We start from the raw sequence: 21,350 nt of genomic DNA on the forward strand, positions 1-21,350 counted from the left end.
TTACGCACGATCCCGTTGAAACGGGATCATGCCGTTACGCCACTCCAGCGATCGCCCTGGCGAATTCGCTTGCGGAGAAAGGTTCGAGGTCGTCGACCTGTTCGCCGACGCCGATGAAATAGACCGGCAATTTGTGCTTTGCGGCGATCGCCACCAGAATACCGCCGCGCGCCGTGCCGTCCAGCTTGGTCATCACCAGGCCGTTGACGCCGGCGATGTTGCGGAAGATCTCGACCTGGTTGAGCGCGTTCTGGCCGGTGGTGGCGTCGACGGTCTGCAACACGGTATGTGGCGCTTCCGGATCGAGCTTGCCCAGCACGCGCACGATCTTTTCCAGCTCCGCCATCAGTTCGGTCTTGTTCTGCAGGCGGCCGGCGGTGTCGATGATCAACACGTCGGAACCGGCTTCCTTGGCCTTTTCGAAGGCGTCGTAGGCGAGGCCGGCGGCATCGGCGCCGAGCTTGGAGGCGATGACGGGCGATTTCGTCCGTTCGCCCCAGATCTTCAGCTGTTCGATCGCGGCGGCGCGGAAGGTGTCGCCGGCGGCGAGCATCACCGACAGGCCGCCATCGGTCAGTTTTGCCGCCAGCTTGCCGATGGTCGTGGTCTTGCCGGTGCCATTGACGCCGACCACCAGGATGACATGCGGCTTGTGCGAGAGGTCGAGTTCCAGCGGCATGGCGACAGGAGTCAGCACCTTCTCCACCTCGGCCGCCATGATGGCTCGCACTTCGGTGTCGGAGACATCCTTGCCGTAGCGGCTGGAAGCCAGCGCATCGGTGACGCGAAGTGCTGTCTCCATGCCGAGATCGGCGCGGATCAGCACGTCCTCCAGGTCCTGCAGCGTGTCCTCGTCCAGCTTGCGCCGGGTGAAGACGCCGGCGATGTTGCCGGTCAGTTCGCGTGACGAACGGGCAAGCCCGTCCCGCATGCGCTGGAACCAGGAGCGCCGTGGCGCCGGCTCCGGCGCCTTGACCGGCTCGGCCTTCTGCTCGACCTTTTTGGCGACGGTCACCTTGCCGGGAGCGGGCTTCGGTTCCGGCTTCGGCTGTGGGACGGGCTGCGGCTCGGGCGCGATCTCGGCAATGACGGGCTGCGTCTCGACCGGCGCCGGCTGACGAATCGGCGGGGCGATTTCCGCCGCCGGGGCCTGAGGCGCGGCAGTCGCTGGCGCGGGTTCGGCAGCGGGTGCCAAATCTTGCGTGCGCTCGCGCTGCCCCTCGCACTTACCGTCTCCCCGTGAAGTACGGGGAGACTGGGGTGTCGGCGTCGAGGCTTCTTCTTCAATGTTTGCGAGAGAAGGCGCGGCGTCACTGGCAGCTTCCTTCTCCCCGTCTTTGTACGGGGAGAAGGTGCCGGCAGGCGGATGAGGGGCGGCGCTAACCTTCGAAGTTGGCTGTACTGCAGGAGCCGCCGGCGGCGGCACTTCGACCGGTGCTGGTGTCTCGACCGGAACCTCGGCAGGCGGGGCCGGTACTTCGATCGGCGCCGGTTCGGGCTGCCTTTCCGGGCGCGGCGGCGCAATCTCCGGCTCGGCAGGCGCCGGAGCAGGGACTTCCTGCGGCCGCGGTTCGGGGGCAGGCTCCGGGGCGGGGGGAAGCGGAATTTCCTCGGGCGCCGGCGGCTCCGGCGGTTCTGGCGCGGGTGCCGGTTCCTCTTGCGGCGCGGGCTGCGGCAGAGGTTCCGGCTCGGCGGGAATCGTCGGCTCAGGCGCCGGCGGGATGGCCGGAGCGGGTTCGGGTGCCGGTTCTTCGACAGGCGATGGTTCGGGAGCAGTTGCTTCCGGTTCGGCGGGTGAAAGCGCGACCTCCGCCTCGGGCAGGGGTTCATCGCGCTTCAGAAATTCCGGAACGACCTGTTCGGCAGCCGGCTTCAGCGCATCGAGCTGGTCCCATTTGATCGGCGGCAGCGGAGCGGTCTCGTCAACGCGCTCCTCGACAACCTCTTTCTTGCCGAACGAAAATATCTTCTTGAAAAAACCAGCCATGCTTTGCGTTTCTCAGGCGGCGCGTGCGGCAAGCGGCACTGCGTTGAGCCGGGCGCCATTGTGGCCAGTAATTTTCGCTTCGACGATCTCGCCCGGCGCGCCGGTGCCGAGTGCGGCGAGGGTAAATCCTTCGGTGCGGCCAAGCCCGTCGCGCTCGATCAGGATCGACTGGCGCGTTCCAGGCAGTGAAGACAGATGGCGCTGATACGCGGCTTCGCCGGCGGCGCGCAGCCGGGCGGCGCGCTGCTTGACCGCCTCGCGGCGGACCTGCGGCATGCGCGCGGCGGGCGTGCCTTCGCGCGGTGAAAACGGGAAGACATGGAGATGGGTCAGGCCACAGTCCTCGACGATTTTGATCGAGTTCTCGAACATGGCGTCGGTCTCGGTCGGGAAGCCGGCGATGATGTCGGCGCCGAAGACGATCGCTGGGCGCAATTTGCGCACATCCTCACAGAAACGGATCGACTGGTCGCGCAGATGCCTGCGCTTCATGCGCTTCAGGATCATGTCGTCACCGGACTGCAGCGACAGATGCAGATGCGGCATCAGCCTGGCTTCGGTGGCGATGGCATCAAGGAGATCGTCGTCGGCTTCGATGGAATCAATCGAGGATAGCCGCAGGCGCTTCACGTCGGGCACCTGCTTCAAAATGGTCTTCACCAGTTTGCCGAGTTTCGGCGCGCCCGGCAGGTCGGCGCCGAAGCTGGTCATGTCGACGCCGGTCAGCACGATCTCGGCATAACCATTGCCGGCCAGCCGCTTGACCTGCTCGACCACGGCGCCCATCGGCACCGAGCGCGAATTGCCGCGGCCATAGGGAATAATGCAGAAGGTGCAGCGGTGGTCGCAGCCATTCTGCACCTGGACGAAGGCGCGCGCCCGGCCCTCTATGGCGTCGACCATGTGGCCGGCGGTCTCACGCACCGAGAAGATGTCGTTGACGCGGGCCTTCTCGGTGTCGTTGACGCCGAAATCCGGCAGCGCGCGGTAGGAATGCGCCTTCAGCTTCTCCTCATTGCCAAGCACGAGATCGACCTCGTCCATGGCGGCGAATTTTTCCGGCTCGGTTTGCGCGGCGCAGCCGGTGACGATGATGCGCGCCCGCGGATTGTCGCGGCGCGCCTTGCGGATCGCCTGTCTGGCCTGGCGCACCGCCTCGCCGGTGACGGCGCAGGTGTTGAAGATCACGGCGCCGCCTTCCAGCGCACCGAGCCCGGCGCTTTCGGCCTCGCGACGCATCACTTCGGATTCATAGGTGTTCAGACGGCAGCCGAAGGTTACCACATCAATGCGGCTGGGGGTCTCGGAAAGGGAGCCGTCGACATCCGGGCTCCTGGACAGAGCAACCGACATCAGGCCGCGCTTTCGGTGTCGCGGGCCCAGGTGCCGGTCGAAGGATCGAAGCTGCCGGAAAATTCCCACTCGGCCGCACCGGTCAGGATGACGTGGTCGTCGTCGCGCCATTCGACATGCAGCGTGCCGCCGCCGGGGGTCAAAAGGCTGACGCTGCGGCCGGTGCGCCTGGTGCGGGCCGCGGCCACCACCGATGCGCAGGCGGCCGAACCACAGGCCTTGGTCATGCCGGCGCCGCGTTCCCAGGTGCGGATGATCATGCTTTCGGGCGACGTCACCTGGGCAATGGTGATGTTGGCGCGCTCGGGGAAGATCGGGTGGTTTTCGAGCAGCGGGCCGAAACGCTCGAGCTCGTAGGACCAGACGTCGCGGTCGACCCAGAAGATGGCGTGCGGGTTGCCCATCGACACGGCGGAGGGCGAATGCAGCACCGGCGCGTCGATCGGGCCGATCTGCAATTCGATCATGCGGGTGTCGCGGAACTCCTCGGCCAGCGGAATCTCCTGCCAGCCGAAACGCGGCACGCCCATGTCGACCGAGATCGTGCCGTCGGCATGTTCCCTAGCGTTGAGAATGCCGGCGCGGGTCTCGAAGGTGAACGTCTTCTGGCCGGTCTCGGCGGCGAGCGCCTGGACGACGCAGCGCATACCGTTGCCGCAGGCCTGCGCACTGGTGCCGTCGGAATTCAGGATGTCGACATAGTAGGCGGTGCCCGGCGTCTTCGCATCATGGATCGCCATGATCTGGTCGAAGCGGGTCGCGGCATCAGCGTTCAGCGCAAGGGCGGCGGCCGCCGTCACCTGATCGGCACGGCCGCGCATATCGGCGACGATGATCTCGTTGCCGATGCCGTTCATCTTGGCGAAAGGGGCAGTGCTTGCCATAGCTCCGCGAAATTCCGTGTCCGTTTGGCGCTATATGGCGGAAACGGGCGGGAATTACCAGTGCGCAGGCGTCTTCAGCACGGCGAAGGCGTCGGACTTGGTCACGGCGAAGATGCCGGACTGGTCACGGCGAAGGCGCCGGACTTAGGTCACGGCGAAGATGCCCAGCACCACCAGCAGGAAGATGACGAGAACGATGCCGATGAGGATGCGCGCGCCTGTGGCGGCGGCTCCGGCCAGTGCCGGCATGCCGAGCAGGCTCGCCGCGGCGGCGACGATGAGCAGGATGATGATCCATTTGATCATGGGAATGCCTCGCAAACCGACAGATTTGAAACCGCATGAAGAACGCTTCTGTCGCCCCTGGGTTCCCGCGGTTTGCGAGGCGAAAAATCTAGCCGGCGATCTCGATATCGGTGCTGAACGGCGCCGTCTTGGTCGAGTTCTGGTCATGCATGAGGAAGTTGCACTTGTATTTGCCGGGCGGCAGTCCATCGAGGGACAGGTCGAGCTTGAAGAAGAGTTCGCGGTTGTGCGAGCGCGAAGCGACCTGCACGCTCCCGATCTTCTCGAAAGTGCCCAGAGCTTCGCCCGTGTCGGAAAGCACGGTGAGGTCGACGGAAAGCGCGATCTGGCTGTTGCCGAGGCCGTCCGAGCCATAGCCATAGCCGACCGGTTCCATATAGAGCACGACCTTCTCGCCTGGCTTGTAGATGTGGTTGGCACGCTCGCTGTAGATGCCGAAGCCGCCGGCCGAATCGACCTGTTTGACATTCTGCACGGCGAGCGGCATCGCTTGCCATAAGGCCTCCTCGGCGCCGCGGAATTTCTCCAGAGCGCCGGCTCCGTCACCTGCCTGCAGCGCCTTTTCGGCATCGGCGGCGCGATCAGTGATTTCACCCGCGAAAGCCGCCGGCACCGAGATTGCCAGCACCATCAGCGCTGCAAGGATAGATTTCATCTGCATTCCCCTTTGTCTTGAGGGCGGACCATCGGCGAAAATGATGGTGCCGTAAATGGCCAATGCGGACTTCAGCCGTGCTCGATCTCCGGCACATGCCAGACCTCGCCGGGTTGCAAGGCGCGAAAGCGCTCCCGCGGCAGGCCCTCGGCGTCCAGCGCCTCGGCCAGTTTCCGGACCGGCTCGTCCATCGGTTCGTCGGTGAGCTGAAAAGTGCCCCAGTGGCACCCGGCGGCGAAGGCGGCCTTGCACAGCTTCATGCCTTGCACGGCTTCCTCGGGGTTCTGGTGCTGCGGTGCCATGAACCAGCGCGGCTCATAGGCGCCGATCGGCAGGATGGCGAAGCGGAAGCCGCCATGCTTGTCCGCCATCAGCCGGTAATTGATGCCATCGTGGAAGCCGGTATCGCCGGCGAAATAGAGTTTGCCTCCCGGCGTCTCGATGACGAAGCCGGCCCACAGCGCCATGCGCCGGTCGCGGGCGCCGCGCGCCGACCAGTGATGCGCGGGCTCGATGTGGATGGCGGCGCGGTCAGCGATATCGATCCGGTCGCCCCAGTCATGCGCCGAAAGCCGCATGCCGCGAACCGCCTCGCCGATCAGCACGTCGTTGCCGAGCGGCGTCGCCACCAGCGGATCGTGTCTTTCCTTCAACCGCTTCAGCGTGGCGAGGTCGAGATGGTCATAATGGTTGTGGCTGACCAGCACGAGGTCGATCGGCGGCAGATCGTCGAAGGCGATGCCCGGCGCATTGACGCGTTTTGGCCCGGCGAAGGAAAACGGCGAGGTGCGTTGCGACCAGACCGGGTCGGTGAGGATGTTCAGCCCGGCCGTCTGGATCAGCAAGGTCGAATGGCCGACCATGGTTACGGTGAGATCGGTGCCTTCGACCTTTGCGGCGGGCCTTGCCGGCGGAAAGGGGCTCGGACTGGTCGCCGGCCATTTCGCCCGCTGGCCGTTGAACTGCCATTTCAGCAGATCCGTGAAGCGGCCGGGCATCCGGCCGCCGGGATTGAAGAACAAGGTGCCATCGAAATGATCGCTGGGCGGACCGCTGTAATAGCGGTTGGCGGCTTTCTTTCTCGCGGCCAAGGTATGCTCCAGCGGGTTTCGGCTCCTAGACATAGGCGTTGCGCCGGTTGGCGCAAGCATTTGCAGGGCGAATGCGCGATCGCGGCCGAGATCCACGGATTTGAGCGACGGGCAGGCACGGCACGTTGAGATTGCGATAAATTTGCAACAATCTTGCCGCAAACCCTATTTTAACCATATCGGGTTGAAATTTCGCCACCTTCTCCATCTTGGTGGAGGGTGATATTGCGCGGACGGCTTCCCCCCAGCCGGATCCGACGGAGGTTGTAATGAATTTTTCGAAAAGCGGTCTGGTGGCCGTATCGCTGGCGGCGCTCGTTGCGAGTGGCTGCTCAACCTCGCGCTTCTCGTCCATGGACGACCAGCAGCCGGCGCCACTGCAGCCGGCGCCGGCCGGCCAGGTGACCTCCAACCAGCTGCCGCCGCCGGCCTCGCCCGGCACCACCGACCCGTCGCAGTTCCCGACCGCGCCGGCGAACACGCAGGTTGCGTCCTTGCCGCCCGACGGCCAGGCGCCCGCCGGAGCTTCGGATCTCAGCGCGGCAAGCGTCGCCGGCGTGTGGAACGCCAGCGTTTCCGGCCAGACCTGCAAGATCGCGACCCCGCAGACCAAGTTCGGCGCCGGCTTCCGCGCCGGACCGCTGCATTGCCCGGCCCCGATCGACGGCATCAAGTCGTGGAACGTCGCCGGCAAGCAGCTGACGCTTTACGATGAGAATGGCGGCTCGCTGGCGCGGCTCTATTCGTCGGGCGGCACGAAATTCGACGGCCAGACTTCCAACGGTCAGCCGATTTCGCTTACAAGGTAGCCCGACCTCCCCGGGGTATGTCGCCCAAACTGGGGCCCCGGTTTGGGGCAACGACATGCATGAGAAGAACGACGTGACCGATGCATCTGCGTGACGGCCTCCAGACCCATGCGACCGTCAGGCAGCGCTACGACCATCTGGTGGATACCGGCGCGATCGAACGCGACCCCGCGCAGGAACACGTCGCGGCGGCACTCGACCGGCTGACATCGGAAATCTCGGCAAAGCGGCTGGCGCACAAATCCAGTGCGCTGGGCTGGCTGTTCGCCCGCAAGCGCGAGACACGGGACGTCGTCAAGGGCCTCTACATCCATGGCGGCGTCGGCCGCGGCAAGACCATGCTGATGGACATGTTCTTCGAGCTGCTGCCGGTCCGGCGCAAGCGCCGCGTCCATTTCAACGACTTCATGGCCGATGTGCAGGACCGCATCCAGAAGCACCGGCAGGCGCGCAAGAATGGCGACGTCAAGGAAGATGATCCGATCCCGCCGGTTGCCAAGGCGCTGGCCGAGCAGGCCTGGGTGCTGTGCTTCGACGAATTCTCGGTCACCGACATCGCCGACGCAATGATCCTGTCCAGGCTGTTTTCGGCGCTGTTCGCCAATGGCGTGGTGCTGATCGCCACCTCGAACGTTGCGCCGCAAAATCTCTACCGCGATGGGCTGAACCGCCAGCTGTTCTTGCCGTTCATCGGCATATTGGAACGGCACGCGCAGGTGCTGTCGCTCGATAGCGACAAGGACTACCGGCTGGAAAAGCTCACCCGCACGCCGGTCTATGTCACGCCAGCCGACGACACGGCCGACCGGGCACTCGACGAGGCGTGGCGGACGATGACGCGCGGCGCGCCGACCGCCGCGACATCGCTGACGCTGAAGGGCCGGCAGGTTCTGGTGCCGGCTGCCGCGGGCGACGCGGCGCGGTTCTCCTTCGCCGATCTGTGCGAAAAACCGCTCGGGGCGCGTGATTTCCTGGCTATCGCAGGACGCTTCTCGACCGTCTTCATCGACCACGTCCCAGTGCTGGGCGAAGGCAAGCGCAACGAAGCCAAGCGCTTCATCCTGTTGATCGACACGCTTTACGACCATCATGTGCGGCTGGTGGTGAGCGCCGAGGCCGCGCCGCAGGAGCTCTATGTGGCCAAGCGCGGCGTCGAAGTGTTCGAGTTCGAGCGCACGGCCTCACGCCTGATCGAGATGCAGAGCCGCGACTGGCTGGAGGACTGGGCGGAGCGGCGGAAGGCGAAGGCGGCGCCGGCGGAGGCGCCGCGGGCTCAAGCCCTACCTTCGTCGTTCTAAGCAGATGGACCCAAAGCAGAGCGAAGACCCCGGTCACTACAGCTCGTATGCATACATGACGAAACTCTCCGCTTCCCCATGCGGCTCCGCGCGCGACTCATAGAGCGCGCGGGCCGGGAGGTTGTCGGGTTCGGTGCCGACCCAGGCCTCCTCGCAGCCATTCTCCCTGCCGATCGAGAACATCGCGTCGAGCATTTTGCGCGCGATACCCTTGCGCTGGAAGGCGGGCGATACGCCGACCTCGTCGATATAGAGTTCGCTGACCTTGTCGGGATGGCGATGGATGACGGCGGCACATTGGCCGACGACCACGCCATCGACGAGCGCCACGACCATGAAATGGCCGGGTTGTCCGAGATAGGCTGCCAATCGCTCCGGCCTGACCGGTTCGTCGAACACTTCCTCGGCGATCCGCATCACAAGGGCGTCATCGCCGGCCTCAAGCCTTACGATCTCCATCTTCATTGTGTAAATTCTCCCAAGTCGACTTACAAAATTTGACGTTTACGTAAATCCCAATCCATCTAACCGATTGAAAATGCTCACTCCAAAATAATCGTTTGAATTTATCTCGCACCGAGGCTATTGGGTGCGGCGAAATCTCGCGGGTTTCCTCAGCATTCCGGCCTCTTCCTCGACGCCGTCATCAAGTCGTCAAAGATTTGGGCGCAGTCACAGACAAAGGGAAAACATCCTCACATGGCACGCAACAAGATAGCGCTTATCGGCTCGGGCATGATCGGCGGCACGCTGGCCCACATGATCGGCCTCAAGGACCTCGGCGACGTGGTGCTGTTCGATATTGCCGAGGGTATTCCGCAAGGCAAGGGGCTCGATATCGCGCAGTCGTCGCCGGTCGATGGTTTTGACTCCCGGCTGACCGGCGTCAACGACTATGCCGGCATCGAGGGCGCCGATGTCTGCATCGTCACCGCCGGCGTGCCGCGCAAGCCTGGCATGAGCCGCGACGACCTGCTGGGCATCAATCTCAAGGTCATGGAGCAGGTCGGCGCCGGTCTGAAGAAGTACGCGCCCAAGGCCTTCGTCATCTGCATCACCAACCCGCTCGACGCCATGGTGTGGGCGCTGCAGAAGTTTTCCGGCCTGCCCAAGACCCATGTCGTCGGCATGGCCGGCGTGCTCGACAGCGCGCGCTTCCGCTATTTCCTGGCCGAGGAATTCAAGGTCTCGGTCGAGGACGTCACGGCCTTCGTGCTTGGCGGCCACGGCGATTCCATGGTGCCGATGATCCGCTATTCGACGGTGTCGGGCATTCCGCTGCCCGACCTCGTCAAGATGGGCTGGACCTCGAAGGAGAAGCTCGACCAGATCGTGCAGCGCACCCGTGACGGCGGCGCCGAGATCGTCGGCCTGCTCAAGACCGGCTCAGCCTACTACGCGCCGGCGGCCTCGGCGATTGCGATGGCCGAAGCCTATCTCAAGGACAAGAAGCGCGTGCTGCCTTGTGCTGCCCACCTCTCCGGCCAGTACGGCGTCAAGGGCACCTATGTCGGCGTTCCAGTGGTAATCGGCGCCGGCGGCGTCGAGCGCATCATCGAGATCGACCTCAACAAGAGCGAACAGAAGATGTTCGAGAGTTCGGTGGCGACCGTGCAGGGCCTGACCGAGGCCTGCGTCAAGATCGCGCCGCAGCTCGCCTCGAAGTAAATCCCGCCAAAAACGTCCACCCCGGCAAAACGACCTGGAGATAGTTCCCGATGAACATCCATGAATATCAAGGCAAGGCGCTGCTGAAGAGCTTTGGCGCGCCGGTGGCCGAAGGCGTGCCGGTGTTCAAGGCGAGCGAGGCGGAAGCCGCGGCACGCGCGCTGCCCGGCCCGCTCTATGTGGTGAAGAGCCAGATCCATGCCGGCGGCCGCGGCAAGGGCAAGTTCAAGGAACTGTCGCCCGACGCCAAGGGCGGCGTGCGGCTGGCGAAGTCGGTCGCCGAGGTCGTCGCCAACGCCAACGAGATGCTCGGCCACACGCTGGTGACCAAGCAGACCGGCCCGGCCGGCAAGCAGGTCAACCGCCTCTATATCGAGGACGGCGCCGACATCGAGCGCGAGCTTTATCTGTCGATCCTGGTCGATCGTTCGGTCGGCCGCATCGCCTTCGTCGTCTCGACCGAAGGCGGCATGGATATCGAGGCGGTCGCGCACGACACGCCGGAAAAGATCATCACCGTCGCCATCGACCCGGAAAAGGGCGTGACAGTGGATGATGTGAAGGCGCTCAACACGGCCCTCAAGCTCGACGGCGACGCTGCCAAGGATGGCGGCACGCTGTTCCCGATCCTCTACAAGGCCTTTGTCGAGAAGGACATGAGCCTGCTCGAGGTCAATCCGCTGATTGTCATGAAGAACGGACGGCTGCGCGTGCTCGACGCGAAAGTGTCGTTCGACAACAACGCGCTGTTCCGCCACCCCGACGTGCTCGAACTGCGCGACACCACCGAAGAAGACGAGAAGGAAATCGAGGCGTCGAAATACGACCTCGCCTATGTCGCGCTCGACGGCAATATCGGCTGCATGGTCAATGGCGCCGGCCTCGCCATGGCGACGATGGACATCATCAAGCTCTATGGCGCCGAGCCCGCCAACTTCCTCGATGTCGGCGGTGGCGCGTCCAAGGAGAAGGTGACGGCGGCGTTCAAGATCATCACCAGGGACCCGGCGGTCAAAGGCATACTGATCAACATCTTCGGCGGCATCATGAAGTGCGACATCATCGCCGAGGGCGTCATCGCCGCGGTCAAGGAAGTCGGCCTGAAAGTTCCGCTGGTGGTGCGCCTGGAAGGCACCAACGCCGAGCTCGGCAAGAAGATCATCAATGACAGCGGCCTCAACGTCGTGTCGGCCGACGATCTCGACGACGCGGCCAAGAAGATCGTGGCGGCGGTGAAGGGCTGAGCCTGTGCCCCCGCGCAAGATAAACCTCGTCGAGGCGGCGGATCAGAAGATCAGCAAGGTCTTCGATCCGCATATCGCCGGCGACGTCAATGACAGCCAGGCCAAGGTCGCCAAGTTTGGCGAGATCTTCGACTGGCACGCTCATGAGCATGAGGACGAGGCCTTCCTCGTGCTGCGGGGCAGGATCGCCATCGATTTCCGCGACGGGCCGATCGAACTCGGCGAAGGTGATTTCATCGTCGTGCCGCGCGGTGTCGAGCACCGGCCGCGCTCGCTCACCGCCGAGCCCGTGGTGCTGATGTTCGAGCCGGCGACGACGCTCAACACCGGCAACGCCAAGAGCGACCTTACCGTAACCGACCTGAAGCGGCTCTGATCGATGAACGCTGCCTCCTTCTCCTCGCTTTCCGCCGATCACCAGCGCCTGCAGGTGCTGGTCGGCGCGTGGCGCGGCGAGGAAGAGGTCGCTGCCACGCAATGGACCGATGCCGGCACGGCGACGTCCGAAGTGCTGGCAGAGGCCCAGTTCGGCGGCCTGTTCGTGGTGCAGCGCTATCGCCAGCGCCGCGACGGCACGATTTCCTTCGGTTCGCACAATGTGTTCGGCTTCGACCAGCCAAACCGCCTCGTCACCATGCACCAGTTCGATTCGATGGGCTTCGTGCCGGCCTCGCCGGCCACGGGCACGTGGAACGGCAGCGAGCTCAATCTGGAGCGGTCGTCGCCGCGCGGCACGGCACGCGTGACGTATGTTTTTGACGATGCCGACACCTACCGCATGCGACTTCATTTCAAACCCGCCGGCAGCGATGGCTGGCAAGACATGGTGAGCGGCGTCTACCGGCGCGTCTCGCCTTCCTCGATCAACAGTCTTTAGAAAAGGGCTCCGATGTCCATTCTCGTCGACAAGAACACCAAGGTGCTGGTGCAGGGCCTGACCGGCAAGACCGGTACGTTCCACACCGAACAGGCGCTGGCCTATCACGGCACCAAGATGGTGGGTGGCATCCATCCCAAGAAGGGCGGCGAGACCTGGACCGGCTCGAAGGGCGAGAGCCTGCCGATCTTCGCCACCGTCGCCGAGGGCAAGGCAAGGACTGGCGCCAACGCTTCCGTCGTCTACGTGCCGCCGGCGGGTGCTGCCGAAGCGATCCTGGAGGCGATCGAGGCGGAAATCCCGCTGATCATCTGCATCACCGAAGGCATTCCGGTCATGGACATGGTCAAGGTCAAGGCGCGGCTCGACCGCTCGACCTCGCGGCTGATCGGCCCGAATTGCCCGGGCGTGCTCACTCCCGACGAATGCAAGATCGGCATCATGCCCGGAAACATCTTCCGCAAGGGCTCGGTCGGCGTTGTTTCGCGCTCGGGAACACTTACCTATGAGGCCGTGTTCCAGACCACCAATGTCGGCCTCGGCCAGACCACCGCCGTCGGCATTGGCGGCGACCCGGTCAAGGGCACCGAGTTCATCGACGTGCTCGAGATGTTCCTGGCCGACGACGAAACCAAGTCGATCATCATGATCGGCGAGATCGGCGGTTCGGCCGAGGAAGATGCCGCGCAGTTCCTCAAGGACGAAGCCAAGCGTGGCCGCAAGAAGCCGATGGCCGGCTTCATCGCCGGGCGCACGGCGCCGGCCGGCCGCACCATGGGCCATGCGGGCGCGGTCATCTCCGGCGGCAAAGGCGGCGCCGAGGACAAGATCGCGGCGATGGAATCGGCCGGGATAAAGGTATCGCCGTCGCCGGCACGGCTGGGCACGACGCTGGTCGAAGCCATCAAGGGCTGAGCGTCAGCGCCGGTGGTGGAATGAGAGCCAACGGCGGTTCGTTGGCTTTGAGGGGACAAGAAGGGCGGGTGAACCGCCCACTATCGCGGCCCTGCCGCAAACGTAAGGAGACGGAGCCAGGCTCCGCTGAAACGACATGGCAAGACAAGATCAGGCCAACGACCAATTCTCGCTCACCTCGTTCCTTTATGGCGGCAACGCCGACTACATCGACGCGCTCTATGCCGCCTATGAGGACGATCCCGCCTCGGTCAATCCCGAATGGCAGGAGTTCTTCGCCGGGCTGAAGGACGATGCCGGCGATGTGCGCAGGAACGCCAAGGGCGCTTCCTGGGCCAAGCCGTCCTGGCCGCTGCAGGCCAATGGCGAATTGGTGTCGGCGCTCGACGGCAATTGGGGCATCGTCGAGAAGCACCTGGAGAAGAAGGTCAAGGACAAGGCGGTCACCAACGGCGTCGTGCTCTCCGACGCCGACGTGCACCAGGCGACGCGCGATTCGGTGCGCGCCATCATGATGATCCGCGCCTACCGCATGCGCGGCCACCTGCACGCCAATCTCGACCCGCTCGGCATCGCCAAGCCGCTCGAGGACTACAACGAATTGTCGCCGGAGAATTACGGCTTCACCGAAGCCGATTACGACCGGCCGATCTTCCTCGACAATGTGCTTGGGCTCGAATTCGGCACCATCCGGCAGATGCTGGAGATACTCACCCGCACCTATTGCTCGACGCTCGGCGTCGAATTCATGCATATCTCCGATCCCGAGGAGAAGGCCTGGATCCAGGCGCGCATCGAGGGCGCCGACAAGGAGATCTCCTTCACCACCACCGGCAAGAAGGCGATCCTGCAAAAGCTGGTCGAGGCCGAAGGCTTCGAGCAGTTCATCGACGTCAAGTACAAGGGCACCAAGCGCTTCGGCCTTGACGGCGGCGAGGCGCTGATCCCGGCGCTGGAGCAGATCGTCAAGCGCGGCGGCCAGCTCGGCATGAAGGAGATCGTGCTTGGCATGGCGCATCGCGGCCGCCTGAACGTGCTCAGCCAGGTGATGGCCAAGCCCCACCGTGCCATCTTCCACGAATTCAAGGGCGGCTCTGCCGCCCCCGACGAGGTCGAGGGCTCGGGCGACGTCAAGTACCATCTCGGCGCCTCGTCGGACCGCGAGTTCGACGGCAACAAGGTGCATCTGTCGCTGACCGCCAACCCCTCGCACCTGGAAATCGTCGATCCGGTGGTGATGGGCAAGGCGCGCGCCAAGCAGGACTACCTGTTCGGCCGTGGCCGCGAGGAGATCGTGCCGCTGGAGGAGCGCGCCAAGGTGCTGCCGCTGCTGCTGCACGGCGACGCCGCCTTCGCCGGCCAGGGCGTGATCGCCGAAATCCTCGGCCTGTCGGGGCTGCGCGGCCACCGCGTTGCCGGCACGCTGCATTTCATCATCAACAACCAGATCGGCTTCACCACCAATCCGCGCTTCTCGCGCTCGTCGCCCTATCCGTCGGATGTCGCCAAGATGATCGAGGCGCCGATCTTCCACGTCAATGGCGACGACCCGGAAGCCGTGGTGCACGCCACCAAGGTGGCGATCGAGTTCCGCATGAAGTTCCACAAGCCTGTTGTGGTCGACATGTTCTGCTACCGCCGCTTCGGCCACAATGAGGGCGACGAACCGGCCTTCACCCAGCCGATCATGTACCGCAACATCCGCACCCATAAGACGACGGTGCAGATCTATGGCGACCGGCTGATCGCCGAGGGCCATATCACCCAGGCCGAACTCGACCAGATGAAGGCCGACTGGCGCGCGCATCTGGAATCCGAATGGGAAGTCGGCCAGCACTACAAGCCCAACAAGGCCGACTGGCTGGACGGCGCCTGGTCTGGCCTGCGCACGGCCGACAACCAGGACGAACAAAGGCGCGGCAAGACCGCCGTGCCGGTCAAGACGCTGAAGGAAATCGGCAAGAAGCTGACCGAGGTGCCGAAAGGTTTCGAGGCGCACAAGACCATCATCCGCTTCCTCGAAAACCGCCGCGAGGCGATCGAGTCCGGCGAAGGCATCGACTGGTCGACGGCCGAGGCGCTGGCTTTCGGCGCCATCCTGCTGGACGGCAACCCGATCCGCCTGTCGGGGCAGGATTCCGAGCGCGGCACCTTCTCGCAGCGCCATTCCGTGCTCTACGACCAGCGCGACGAGACCCGCTACATCCCGCTCAACAATCTGTCGGCGGCACAGGCCGGCTACGAAGTCATCAATTCGATGCTGTCGGAAGAGGCGGTGCTGGGCTTCGAATATGGCTACAGCCTGGCCGAGCCGAAGGCTCTGACCTTGTGGGAAGCGCAGTTCGGCGACTTCGCCAACGGCGCCCAGGTGGTGTTCGACCAGTTCATCTCGTCGGGCGAGCGCAAGTGGCTCAGAATGTCGGGCTTGGTCTGCCTGCTGCCGCATGGCTATGAAGGCCAGGGCCCGGAACACTCCTCGGCCAGGCTGGAGCGCTTCCTGCAGCTTTGCGCCGAAGACAATATGCAAGTCGCCAACTGCACCACGCCGGCCAACTACTTCCACATCCTGCGCCGGCAGCTGAAGCGCGACTTCCGCAAGCCGCTGATCCTGATGACGCCGAAGTCGCTGCTGCGCCACAAGCGGGCGGTGTCGACGCTGCCGGAAATCTCGGGCGAAAGCTCGTTCCACCGGCTGTTGTGGGACGACGCGCAGCTGTTGCCCAACCAGCCGATCAAGCTCACCAAGGATTCCAAGATCCGCCGCGTCGTGCTGTGCTCCGGCAAGGTCTATTACGACCTCTACGAGGAGCGCGAGAAGCGCGGCATCAACGACATCTACCTCTTGCGCGTCGAACAGCTCTATCCATTCCCGGCCAAGGCGCTGATCACAGAGCTGTCGCGTTTCCGCAACGCCGAGATGGTGTGGTGTCAGGAGGAGCCCAAGAACATGGGCGCCTGGTCGTTCATCGACCCGTATCTGGAATGGGTGCTGGCGCATATCGACGCCAAGCACCAGCGGGTGCGCTACACCGGCCGGCCGGCGGCCGCGTCGCCGGCGACCGGATTGATGTCCAAGCACCTTGCCCAACTCGCCGCCTTGCTCGAAGACGCGCTCGGCGAATAAAGCAGGCGAATAGAACAGAACCGACAAGAACGGACAGGCACAATGGCTACCGAAATCCGCGTTCCCACTCTCGGCGAATCCGTCACCGAGGCGACCATCGGCAAATGGTTCAAGAAGGTCGGCGATGCCATTGCCGTCGACGAGCCGCTGGTCGAGCTCGAAACCGACAAGGTGACGGTGGAAGTTCCGGCCGCCGCCGCCGGCACGCTGGGCGAAATCGTCGCCAAGGAAGGCGAGACGGTCGGTGTCGGCGCTTTGCTGGGCTCTATCTCGGCAGGTGGCGCCGCCGCGCCGGCGACCAAGCCGCAGGCGGTGTCGCAGGCCTCGTCGCCGGATGCGGCGTCGACCAGCAAGCAGGCCGCGGCCGAGACCGCCAAGATCGCCGGCGATGCCGGCGCGGTCGAGCCGCGCTCGATGCCGCCGGCGCCGGCTGCCGCAAAACTGATCGCCGAGAACAATCTGTCGGTCGACCAGCTGTCCGGTTCGGGCAAGCGCGGCCAGGTGCTGAAGGGCGACGTGCTCGACGCCATCGCCAAGGGTGCGCCGTCCCAGCCGGCCGAGACGCCAAGGGCGGCGCCGATTGCCGTGCGTGCGCCATCGTCCGGTGACGACGCCTCGCGCGAAGAGCGCGTGCGCATGACGAAGCTGCGCCAGACCATCGCGCGCCGGCTGAAGGAAGCGCAGTCGACCGCTGCCATGCTCACCACCTTCAACGAGGTCGACATGTCGGCGGTGATGGCGCTGCGGACCAAGTACAAGGACGTGTTCGAGAAGAAGCACGGGGTGAAGCTCGGCTTCATGGGCTTCTTCACCAAGGCCGTCACGCACGCGCTGAAGGAAATCCCGGCGGTCAATGCCGAGATCGACGGCACCGACATCATCTACAAGAATTTTGCCCATGTCGGCGTCGCCGTCGGCACCGAAAAGGGCCTCGTCGTGCCGGTCGTGCGCGATGCTGACCAGATGTCGATCGCCGAGATCGAGAAAGAGATCGGCCGGCTGGGCATCGCCGCGCGCGACGGCAAGCTGTCGGTCGCCGACATGCAGGGCGGCACCTTCACCATCTCCAATGGCGGCGTCTATGGCTCGCTGATGTCGACGCCGATCCTCAACGCGCCGCAGTCGGGCATTCTGGGCATGCACAAGATCCAGGACCGGCCTGTCGTGGTCGGCGGCCAGATCGTGATCCGGCCGATGATGTATCTGGCGCTCAGCTACGATCACCGCATCGTCGACGGCAAGGAAGCCGTGACCTTCCTGGTGCGTGTCAAGGAAAGCCTGGAGGATCCGGAACGGCTGGTGCTCGATCTTTGAGCGGAGCTGATCCGCAATGAGCGGCTGGCCGGAATGGTTCGGGTTCAGGCTGGGCCGCCTACTACGAGTGTTTCGGCCGGCTACCCCGACTGCTATTTCCTCGCCGACAACATCGACTGAATGGGATTCGGAGCCGACGAGCAGCAATTTCGGCGTATTCGCCCTCAGCGAAGCCGAGATGGCAGAACGGAAAATCATCGTCTCCACGATCGGTGAACTTGAGCTCCCGACTGGCGAAATCGTTGCTTGCGATCCACTGATTACAGGGTTGGAACGGCCCGTGTTTAGCCGCAAGGTCAAGCCGGGCCGCTACCCGGTCACGTTGCTTGAGGCGCGGAGTTACGTTGCTGCGGCAGTCTTGCGGTTTGGTCCCGGCCTGCCGGTAAGCTGGGAATTGGCCACCTTCACCAGGAATGGTGGATCGACTTGGAAATCCGGATTTATGGTCGACGATGCTGTCGCTTCGTTCATGGACAAGTCGGTTCTGACGCTAATGTCCGACCTGGAGGAACTCGACGGCTACCTTGCTGACGTTGCATGCTCGTTCGACCGGTTCCGCATGGATAATCCGGTTGAAGGAAATCCGCTTAATATAGCCATGTTCAGTACGGGCTGGGGTGATGGAATCTACTATTCCTTCTGGGGACTGGACGCCGCCGGCGAGCCGCTGGTCTTGATGACCGATTTCGAAGTGCTCGAAGACGCCGATGGTCGAGGGAGCGACCAAGCCAACTGATGACAAACGTTGCTTCGCCAATGATCGGATTTATGGCAGGCTCGCTGTTTTTTCTGGCAGCGGGTTCCGATGCCCATGCCGCTTGTCCGATCGAGCTCGCCGTCTACGGCGATAGCCAGAGCGGCAGCGAGATTGATTTTACCCCGACCGGCACCTCGGCAACCGTCACCAACACGTTCCGCATGATCCTCGACAACAATGTGGTGCTGAACGGCATCGTCATGTGGAACGAGGGCGTGGCACGGCCGAACGGCGCGCTGATGTACAAATGCCCGGAGGGCGACACCACCGGCGCCGAGCTCGCCGCCTGCACGCCCTGGCACGGCGTCATCTACACGTCCGACGACAAGGGCAGCATCGGGCTCTTGCCGGCGGAAGGCGTCGAGGCGCCGAAGACGCTGATCCTGCCGGATCTCGGTCCGGTGTTGCATCAGTCCTCGGCCTATGGCGGCAGCGGCTTCTCGAAAGTGCCGTCGGATGTGTTCACGCTGAAGGGATGCCAGGAATGAGCGAGGCGCAGAAGGTCCTGCTGGTCACCGGCGGCAGCCGTGGCATCGGCGCCGCCGTCTGCCGGCTCGGGGCGAAAGCCGGCTATCGCGTGGCGGTCAACTATGCCTCGAACCAGGCCGCCGCCGCCGCGCTGGTCGGCGAGATCAAGGCGGCCGGCGGCGATGCTTTCGCGGTCAAGGGCGATGTCGGCAGCGAGACCGATATCCTCTCCATCTTCGAGGCTGTCGATCGCACCTATGGCCGGCTCGACGCCTTCGTCAACAATGCCGGCATCGTCGACGCCAAGGCGCGGGTCGACGAGATGAGCGCGGCACGGCTCGAGCGCATGATGCGCATCAATGTCGTCGGTTCCATCCTGTGCGGCCGCGAGGCGGTCAAGCGCATGTCGACGCGCCATGGCGGCAAAGGTGGGGCGATCGTCAACATCTCCTCGGCGGCAGCGGTGCTGGGCGCGCCGGACAATTATGTCGACTATGCCGCCTCCAAGGGCGCCATCGACACGTTCACCATCGGGCTCGCCCGCGAGGTGGCGCTGGAAGGCATCCGCGTCAACGCGGTGCGGCCGGGTATCATCGACACCGACATCCATGCTTCCGGCGGACAGCCGGATAGGGTGGCACTGATCCAGGATACGCTGCCGATGAAAAGAGCGGGCACCGCGGATGAAGTCGCAGGTGCGGTTCTCTATCTTCTATCCGACGCCGCCTCCTATACGACAGGCGCGATCCTGAATGTCAGCGGCGGCCGCTGAGCGCCAAGCAAAGGGAAACAAACATGGCTTATGACGTCGTTATCATCGGATCGGGACCGGGCGGCTATGTCTGCGCCATCAAGGCGGCGCAGCTCGGGCTGAAGGTCGCGGTGGTCGAGAAGAACGCCACCTTCGGCGGCACCTGCCTCAACATCGGCTGCATCCCGTCCAAGGCGCTGCTCCATGCCTCCGAAATGTTCGCCGAGGCCGGCCATTCCTTCGACACGCTGGGCGTCGAGATCCCGGCGCCGAAGCTCAATTTGAAGAAGATGATGGCGCACAAGGACGCGACGGTTTCGTCCAACGTCAACGGCGTCGCCTTCCTGTTCAAGAAGAACAAGATCGACAGCTTCCGCGGAACCGGCAAGGTGGTGGCGCCCGGCAAGGTGTCGGTGACCTCCGAGGACGGCAAGGTCGAGGAGATAGAGACCAGGAACATCGTCATCGCCACCGGCTCCGATGTCGCCGGCATTCCCGGGGTCAAGGTCGATTTCGACGAGAAGATCATCGTGTCGTCGACCGGCGCGCTATCGCTGGACAAGGTTCCGGGCCACCTCGTGGTCGTCGGCGGCGGCGTCATCGGGCTCGAGCTCGGCTCGGTCTGGGCGCGGCTCGGCGCCAAGGTCACCGTGGTCGAGTTCCTCGACACGATCCTCGGCGGCATGGACGGCGAGGTCTCGAAGCAGTTCCAGCGGCTGCTCTCCAAGCAAGGCTTCGAGTTCAAGCTCGGTGCCAAGGTCACCGGCGTCGCCAAGGCCAAGAAGGGTGCGACCGTCACCTTCGAGCCGGTGAAGGGTGGCGCCGCCGAGACCATTGCTGCCGATGTCGTGCTGATCGCCACCGGACGCCGCGCCTATTCGGACAGTCTCGGGCTTAAGGACGCCGGCGTCGAGGTCGACGAGCGCGGCCGGGTCAAGACCGACGGACATCTCAAGACCAACATCCCGGGCATCTATGCCATCGGCGATGTCATCGCCGGGCCGATGCTGGCGCACAAGGCCGAGGACGAGGGTGTGGCGGTGGCCGAAACCATTGCCGGCCAGGCCGGCCACGTGAATTACGAGGTCATTCCGAGCGTCGTCTACACCAGCCCGGAAATCGCCTCGGTCGGCAAGACCGAGGAAGAGCTGAAGAAGGCCGGCATCGACTACAAGGTCGGAAAATTCCCGTTCAGCGCCAATGGCCGTGCGCGCGCCATGCTGCACACGGACGGCTTCGTGAAGATCCTCGCCGACAAGCAAAGCGACCGCGTGCTCGGCGTGCACATTGTCGGCTTTGGCGCCGGCGAGATGATCCACGAAGCGGCGGTCCTGATGGAGTTTGGCGGCTCGTCGGAAGACCTCGCCCGCACCTGCCACGCGCATCCGACGATGTCGGAGGCGGTGAAGGAAGCGGCGCTGGCCACCTTCTTCAAGCCGATCCACATTTAACGGCCCCTCATAAACTCTGCTCCGGCGGCCATCTGGCGCGACCTTCTGCGCTTCTCAAAGCGCCGCGCGCCTCTTGGACGCGCAAAGGACGCTGTGACTTTTGACTGGCGCATGATCCCGAAAATCGGATCGATTTTCGGGGTCATGCGCTGCTCACGGACCTGCATGTCCGCTCCGCTCCGGTTCTCGAAAGCCACGCCAGCTGACTCACCGGAGCGAGTTTCTGGAAAGCCTTTCGGGGCTATCGCTAAAGCAAAACGGCCCGCCTTTCAGCGGGCCGTTCGTATTTGATGTCGAGCCGATCAGTTGGCCGGAGCAGGCGCCGGTGCTGGAGCAGGCGCGGGTGCCGGGGCAGGAGCCGGGGCGGGTGCCGGAGCTGGCGCGGGTGCCGGAGCGGG

General features: G+C 64.2%; 20 protein-coding genes. 13 read left to right on the forward strand and 7 right to left on the reverse strand.

The window, feature by feature from the left end:
• Positions 1-34: 34 nt before the first annotated feature.
• From ftsY to QQK95_RS19245, 6 genes are all read right to left on the reverse strand, one after another.
• Positions 35-1,987, reverse strand: a complete 1,953-nt coding sequence (ftsY, locus tag QQK95_RS19220; RefSeq protein WP_284275611.1) for a signal recognition particle-docking protein FtsY — start codon at positions 1,985-1,987, stop codon at positions 35-37.
• A gap of 12 nt (positions 1,988-1,999) precedes the next feature.
• On the reverse strand, positions 2,000-3,340 hold the full coding sequence (gene mtaB, locus QQK95_RS19225) for a tRNA (N(6)-L-threonylcarbamoyladenosine(37)-C(2))-methylthiotransferase MtaB (protein ID WP_284275613.1): 1,341 nt from the start codon (positions 3,338-3,340) through the stop codon (positions 2,000-2,002).
• Entirely contained in the window at positions 3,340-4,224 is an 885-nt protein-coding gene (gene dapF, locus QQK95_RS19230; RefSeq protein ID WP_284275614.1) for a diaminopimelate epimerase, read from the reverse strand. The genes mtaB and dapF overlap by 1 nt, the downstream gene beginning before the upstream one ends.
• Positions 4,225-4,368: 144 nt before the next feature.
• Positions 4,369-4,530 carry a DUF1328 family protein gene (locus tag QQK95_RS19235; protein ID WP_010912345.1) on the reverse strand — a complete coding sequence of 54 codons (162 nt, stop codon included), beginning with the start codon at positions 4,528-4,530 and terminating at the stop codon, positions 4,369-4,371.
• Between the two features lie 88 nt (positions 4,531-4,618).
• Positions 4,619-5,185, reverse strand: a complete 567-nt coding sequence (locus QQK95_RS19240) for a hypothetical protein (protein ID WP_284275620.1) — start codon at positions 5,183-5,185, stop codon at positions 4,619-4,621.
• A gap of 71 nt (positions 5,186-5,256) precedes the next feature.
• Positions 5,257-6,309, reverse strand: coding sequence for an MBL fold metallo-hydrolase (locus tag QQK95_RS19245; RefSeq protein WP_284275623.1), 1,053 nt, complete (start codon positions 6,307-6,309; stop codon positions 5,257-5,259).
• 236 nt (positions 6,310-6,545) lie between these two features.
• Between QQK95_RS19245 and QQK95_RS19250 the strand changes: the two genes are divergently transcribed.
• Together QQK95_RS19250 and zapE are read left to right on the forward strand one after the other, a co-directional pair.
• Positions 6,546-7,085, forward strand: coding sequence for a protease inhibitor Inh/omp19 family protein (locus QQK95_RS19250; protein ID WP_284275624.1), 540 nt, complete (start codon positions 6,546-6,548; stop codon positions 7,083-7,085).
• A gap of 80 nt (positions 7,086-7,165) precedes the next feature.
• Positions 7,166-8,383: a cell division protein ZapE gene (zapE, locus tag QQK95_RS19255; RefSeq protein ID WP_284275626.1), complete on the forward strand. Its 1,218-nt coding sequence runs from the start codon at positions 7,166-7,168 to the stop codon at positions 8,381-8,383.
• Positions 8,384-8,419: 36 nt separating this feature from the next.
• Here the strand turns inward: zapE and QQK95_RS19260 are convergent, their stop codons facing one another.
• Entirely contained in the window at positions 8,420-8,848 is a 429-nt protein-coding gene (locus tag QQK95_RS19260; RefSeq protein ID WP_284275627.1) for a GNAT family N-acetyltransferase, read from the reverse strand.
• A 234-nt stretch (positions 8,849-9,082) separates the two neighbouring features.
• Between QQK95_RS19260 and mdh the strand changes: the two genes are divergently transcribed.
• From mdh to lpdA, 11 genes are all read left to right on the forward strand, one after another.
• A complete protein-coding gene (gene mdh, locus QQK95_RS19265; RefSeq protein ID WP_032932253.1) occupies positions 9,083-10,051 on the forward strand; it encodes a malate dehydrogenase in 969 nt (322 codons plus the stop codon).
• A gap of 50 nt (positions 10,052-10,101) precedes the next feature.
• Entirely contained in the window at positions 10,102-11,295 is a 1,194-nt protein-coding gene (sucC, locus tag QQK95_RS19270; RefSeq protein WP_284275628.1) for an ADP-forming succinate--CoA ligase subunit beta, read from the forward strand.
• 4 nt (positions 11,296-11,299) lie between these two features.
• Positions 11,300-11,671, forward strand: a complete 372-nt coding sequence (locus QQK95_RS19275) for a cupin domain-containing protein (protein WP_284275629.1) — start codon at positions 11,300-11,302, stop codon at positions 11,669-11,671.
• 3 nt (positions 11,672-11,674) lie between these two features.
• The gene (locus tag QQK95_RS19280) at positions 11,675-12,172 is read left to right on the forward strand and encodes a DUF1579 family protein (protein WP_284275630.1); all 498 of its coding nucleotides are present in this window, start codon (positions 11,675-11,677) and stop codon (positions 12,170-12,172) included.
• A 12-nt stretch (positions 12,173-12,184) separates the two neighbouring features.
• Positions 12,185-13,087, forward strand: coding sequence for a succinate--CoA ligase subunit alpha (sucD, locus tag QQK95_RS19285; protein WP_284275632.1), 903 nt, complete (start codon positions 12,185-12,187; stop codon positions 13,085-13,087).
• Positions 13,088-13,223: 136 nt separating this feature from the next.
• The gene (locus tag QQK95_RS19290; RefSeq protein WP_284275633.1) at positions 13,224-16,211 is read left to right on the forward strand and encodes a 2-oxoglutarate dehydrogenase E1 component; all 2,988 of its coding nucleotides are present in this window, start codon (positions 13,224-13,226) and stop codon (positions 16,209-16,211) included.
• Positions 16,212-16,253: 42 nt separating this feature from the next.
• Positions 16,254-17,525, forward strand: a complete 1,272-nt coding sequence (gene odhB, locus QQK95_RS19295) for a 2-oxoglutarate dehydrogenase complex dihydrolipoyllysine-residue succinyltransferase (RefSeq protein ID WP_284275635.1) — start codon at positions 16,254-16,256, stop codon at positions 17,523-17,525.
• A 16-nt stretch (positions 17,526-17,541) separates the two neighbouring features.
• Complete coding sequence (locus QQK95_RS19300; protein ID WP_284275636.1) at positions 17,542-18,261, forward strand: DUF4241 domain-containing protein; 720 nt, start codon at positions 17,542-17,544, stop codon at positions 18,259-18,261.
• Positions 18,262-18,293: 32 nt separating this feature from the next.
• On the forward strand, positions 18,294-18,770 hold the full coding sequence (locus tag QQK95_RS19305; RefSeq protein ID WP_284275637.1) for a hypothetical protein: 477 nt from the start codon (positions 18,294-18,296) through the stop codon (positions 18,768-18,770).
• Complete coding sequence (locus QQK95_RS19310; RefSeq protein WP_284275639.1) at positions 18,767-19,522, forward strand: SDR family oxidoreductase; 756 nt, start codon at positions 18,767-18,769, stop codon at positions 19,520-19,522. The genes QQK95_RS19305 and QQK95_RS19310 overlap by 4 nt, the downstream gene beginning before the upstream one ends.
• Before the next feature lie 23 nt (positions 19,523-19,545).
• Positions 19,546-20,952, forward strand: coding sequence for a dihydrolipoyl dehydrogenase (gene lpdA, locus QQK95_RS19315; protein ID WP_284275640.1), 1,407 nt, complete (start codon positions 19,546-19,548; stop codon positions 20,950-20,952).
• The last annotated feature ends 398 nt before the right edge of the window (positions 20,953-21,350 follow it).

The sequence above is a fragment of the Mesorhizobium huakuii genome, from assembly GCF_030160235.1.
Taxonomy (GTDB): Bacteria; Pseudomonadota; Alphaproteobacteria; order Rhizobiales; family Rhizobiaceae; genus Mesorhizobium; species Mesorhizobium huakuii.

Coding starts and splice junctions, on each gene's coding strand:
- mtaB (WP_284275613.1), bottom strand. CDS start 3,340: ATGTCGGTTGCTCTGTCCAGGAGCCCGGATGTCGACGGCTCCCTTTCC.
- sucD (WP_284275632.1), top strand. CDS start 12,185: ATGTCCATTCTCGTCGACAAGAACACCAAGGTGCTGGTGCAGGGCCTG.
- QQK95_RS19280 (WP_284275630.1), top strand. CDS start 11,675: ATGAACGCTGCCTCCTTCTCCTCGCTTTCCGCCGATCACCAGCGCCTG.
- dapF (WP_284275614.1), bottom strand. CDS start 4,224: ATGGCAAGCACTGCCCCTTTCGCCAAGATGAACGGCATCGGCAACGAG.
- QQK95_RS19305 (WP_284275637.1), top strand. CDS start 18,294: ATGGCAGGCTCGCTGTTTTTTCTGGCAGCGGGTTCCGATGCCCATGCC.
- sucC (WP_284275628.1), top strand. CDS start 10,102: ATGAACATCCATGAATATCAAGGCAAGGCGCTGCTGAAGAGCTTTGGC.
- QQK95_RS19260 (WP_284275627.1), bottom strand. CDS start 8,848: ATGAAGATGGAGATCGTAAGGCTTGAGGCCGGCGATGACGCCCTTGTG.
- QQK95_RS19300 (WP_284275636.1), top strand. CDS start 17,542: ATGAGCGGCTGGCCGGAATGGTTCGGGTTCAGGCTGGGCCGCCTACTA.
- odhB (WP_284275635.1), top strand. CDS start 16,254: ATGGCTACCGAAATCCGCGTTCCCACTCTCGGCGAATCCGTCACCGAG.
- lpdA (WP_284275640.1), top strand. CDS start 19,546: ATGGCTTATGACGTCGTTATCATCGGATCGGGACCGGGCGGCTATGTC.
- zapE (WP_284275626.1), top strand. CDS start 7,166: ATGCATCTGCGTGACGGCCTCCAGACCCATGCGACCGTCAGGCAGCGC.
- QQK95_RS19310 (WP_284275639.1), top strand. CDS start 18,767: ATGAGCGAGGCGCAGAAGGTCCTGCTGGTCACCGGCGGCAGCCGTGGC.
- QQK95_RS19250 (WP_284275624.1), top strand. CDS start 6,546: ATGAATTTTTCGAAAAGCGGTCTGGTGGCCGTATCGCTGGCGGCGCTC.
- ftsY (WP_284275611.1), bottom strand. CDS start 1,987: ATGGCTGGTTTTTTCAAGAAGATATTTTCGTTCGGCAAGAAAGAGGTT.
- QQK95_RS19290 (WP_284275633.1), top strand. CDS start 13,224: ATGGCAAGACAAGATCAGGCCAACGACCAATTCTCGCTCACCTCGTTC.
- QQK95_RS19235 (WP_010912345.1), bottom strand. CDS start 4,530: ATGATCAAATGGATCATCATCCTGCTCATCGTCGCCGCCGCGGCGAGC.
- QQK95_RS19245 (WP_284275623.1), bottom strand. CDS start 6,309: ATGTCTAGGAGCCGAAACCCGCTGGAGCATACCTTGGCCGCGAGAAAG.
- QQK95_RS19240 (WP_284275620.1), bottom strand. CDS start 5,185: ATGAAATCTATCCTTGCAGCGCTGATGGTGCTGGCAATCTCGGTGCCG.
- mdh (WP_032932253.1), top strand. CDS start 9,083: ATGGCACGCAACAAGATAGCGCTTATCGGCTCGGGCATGATCGGCGGC.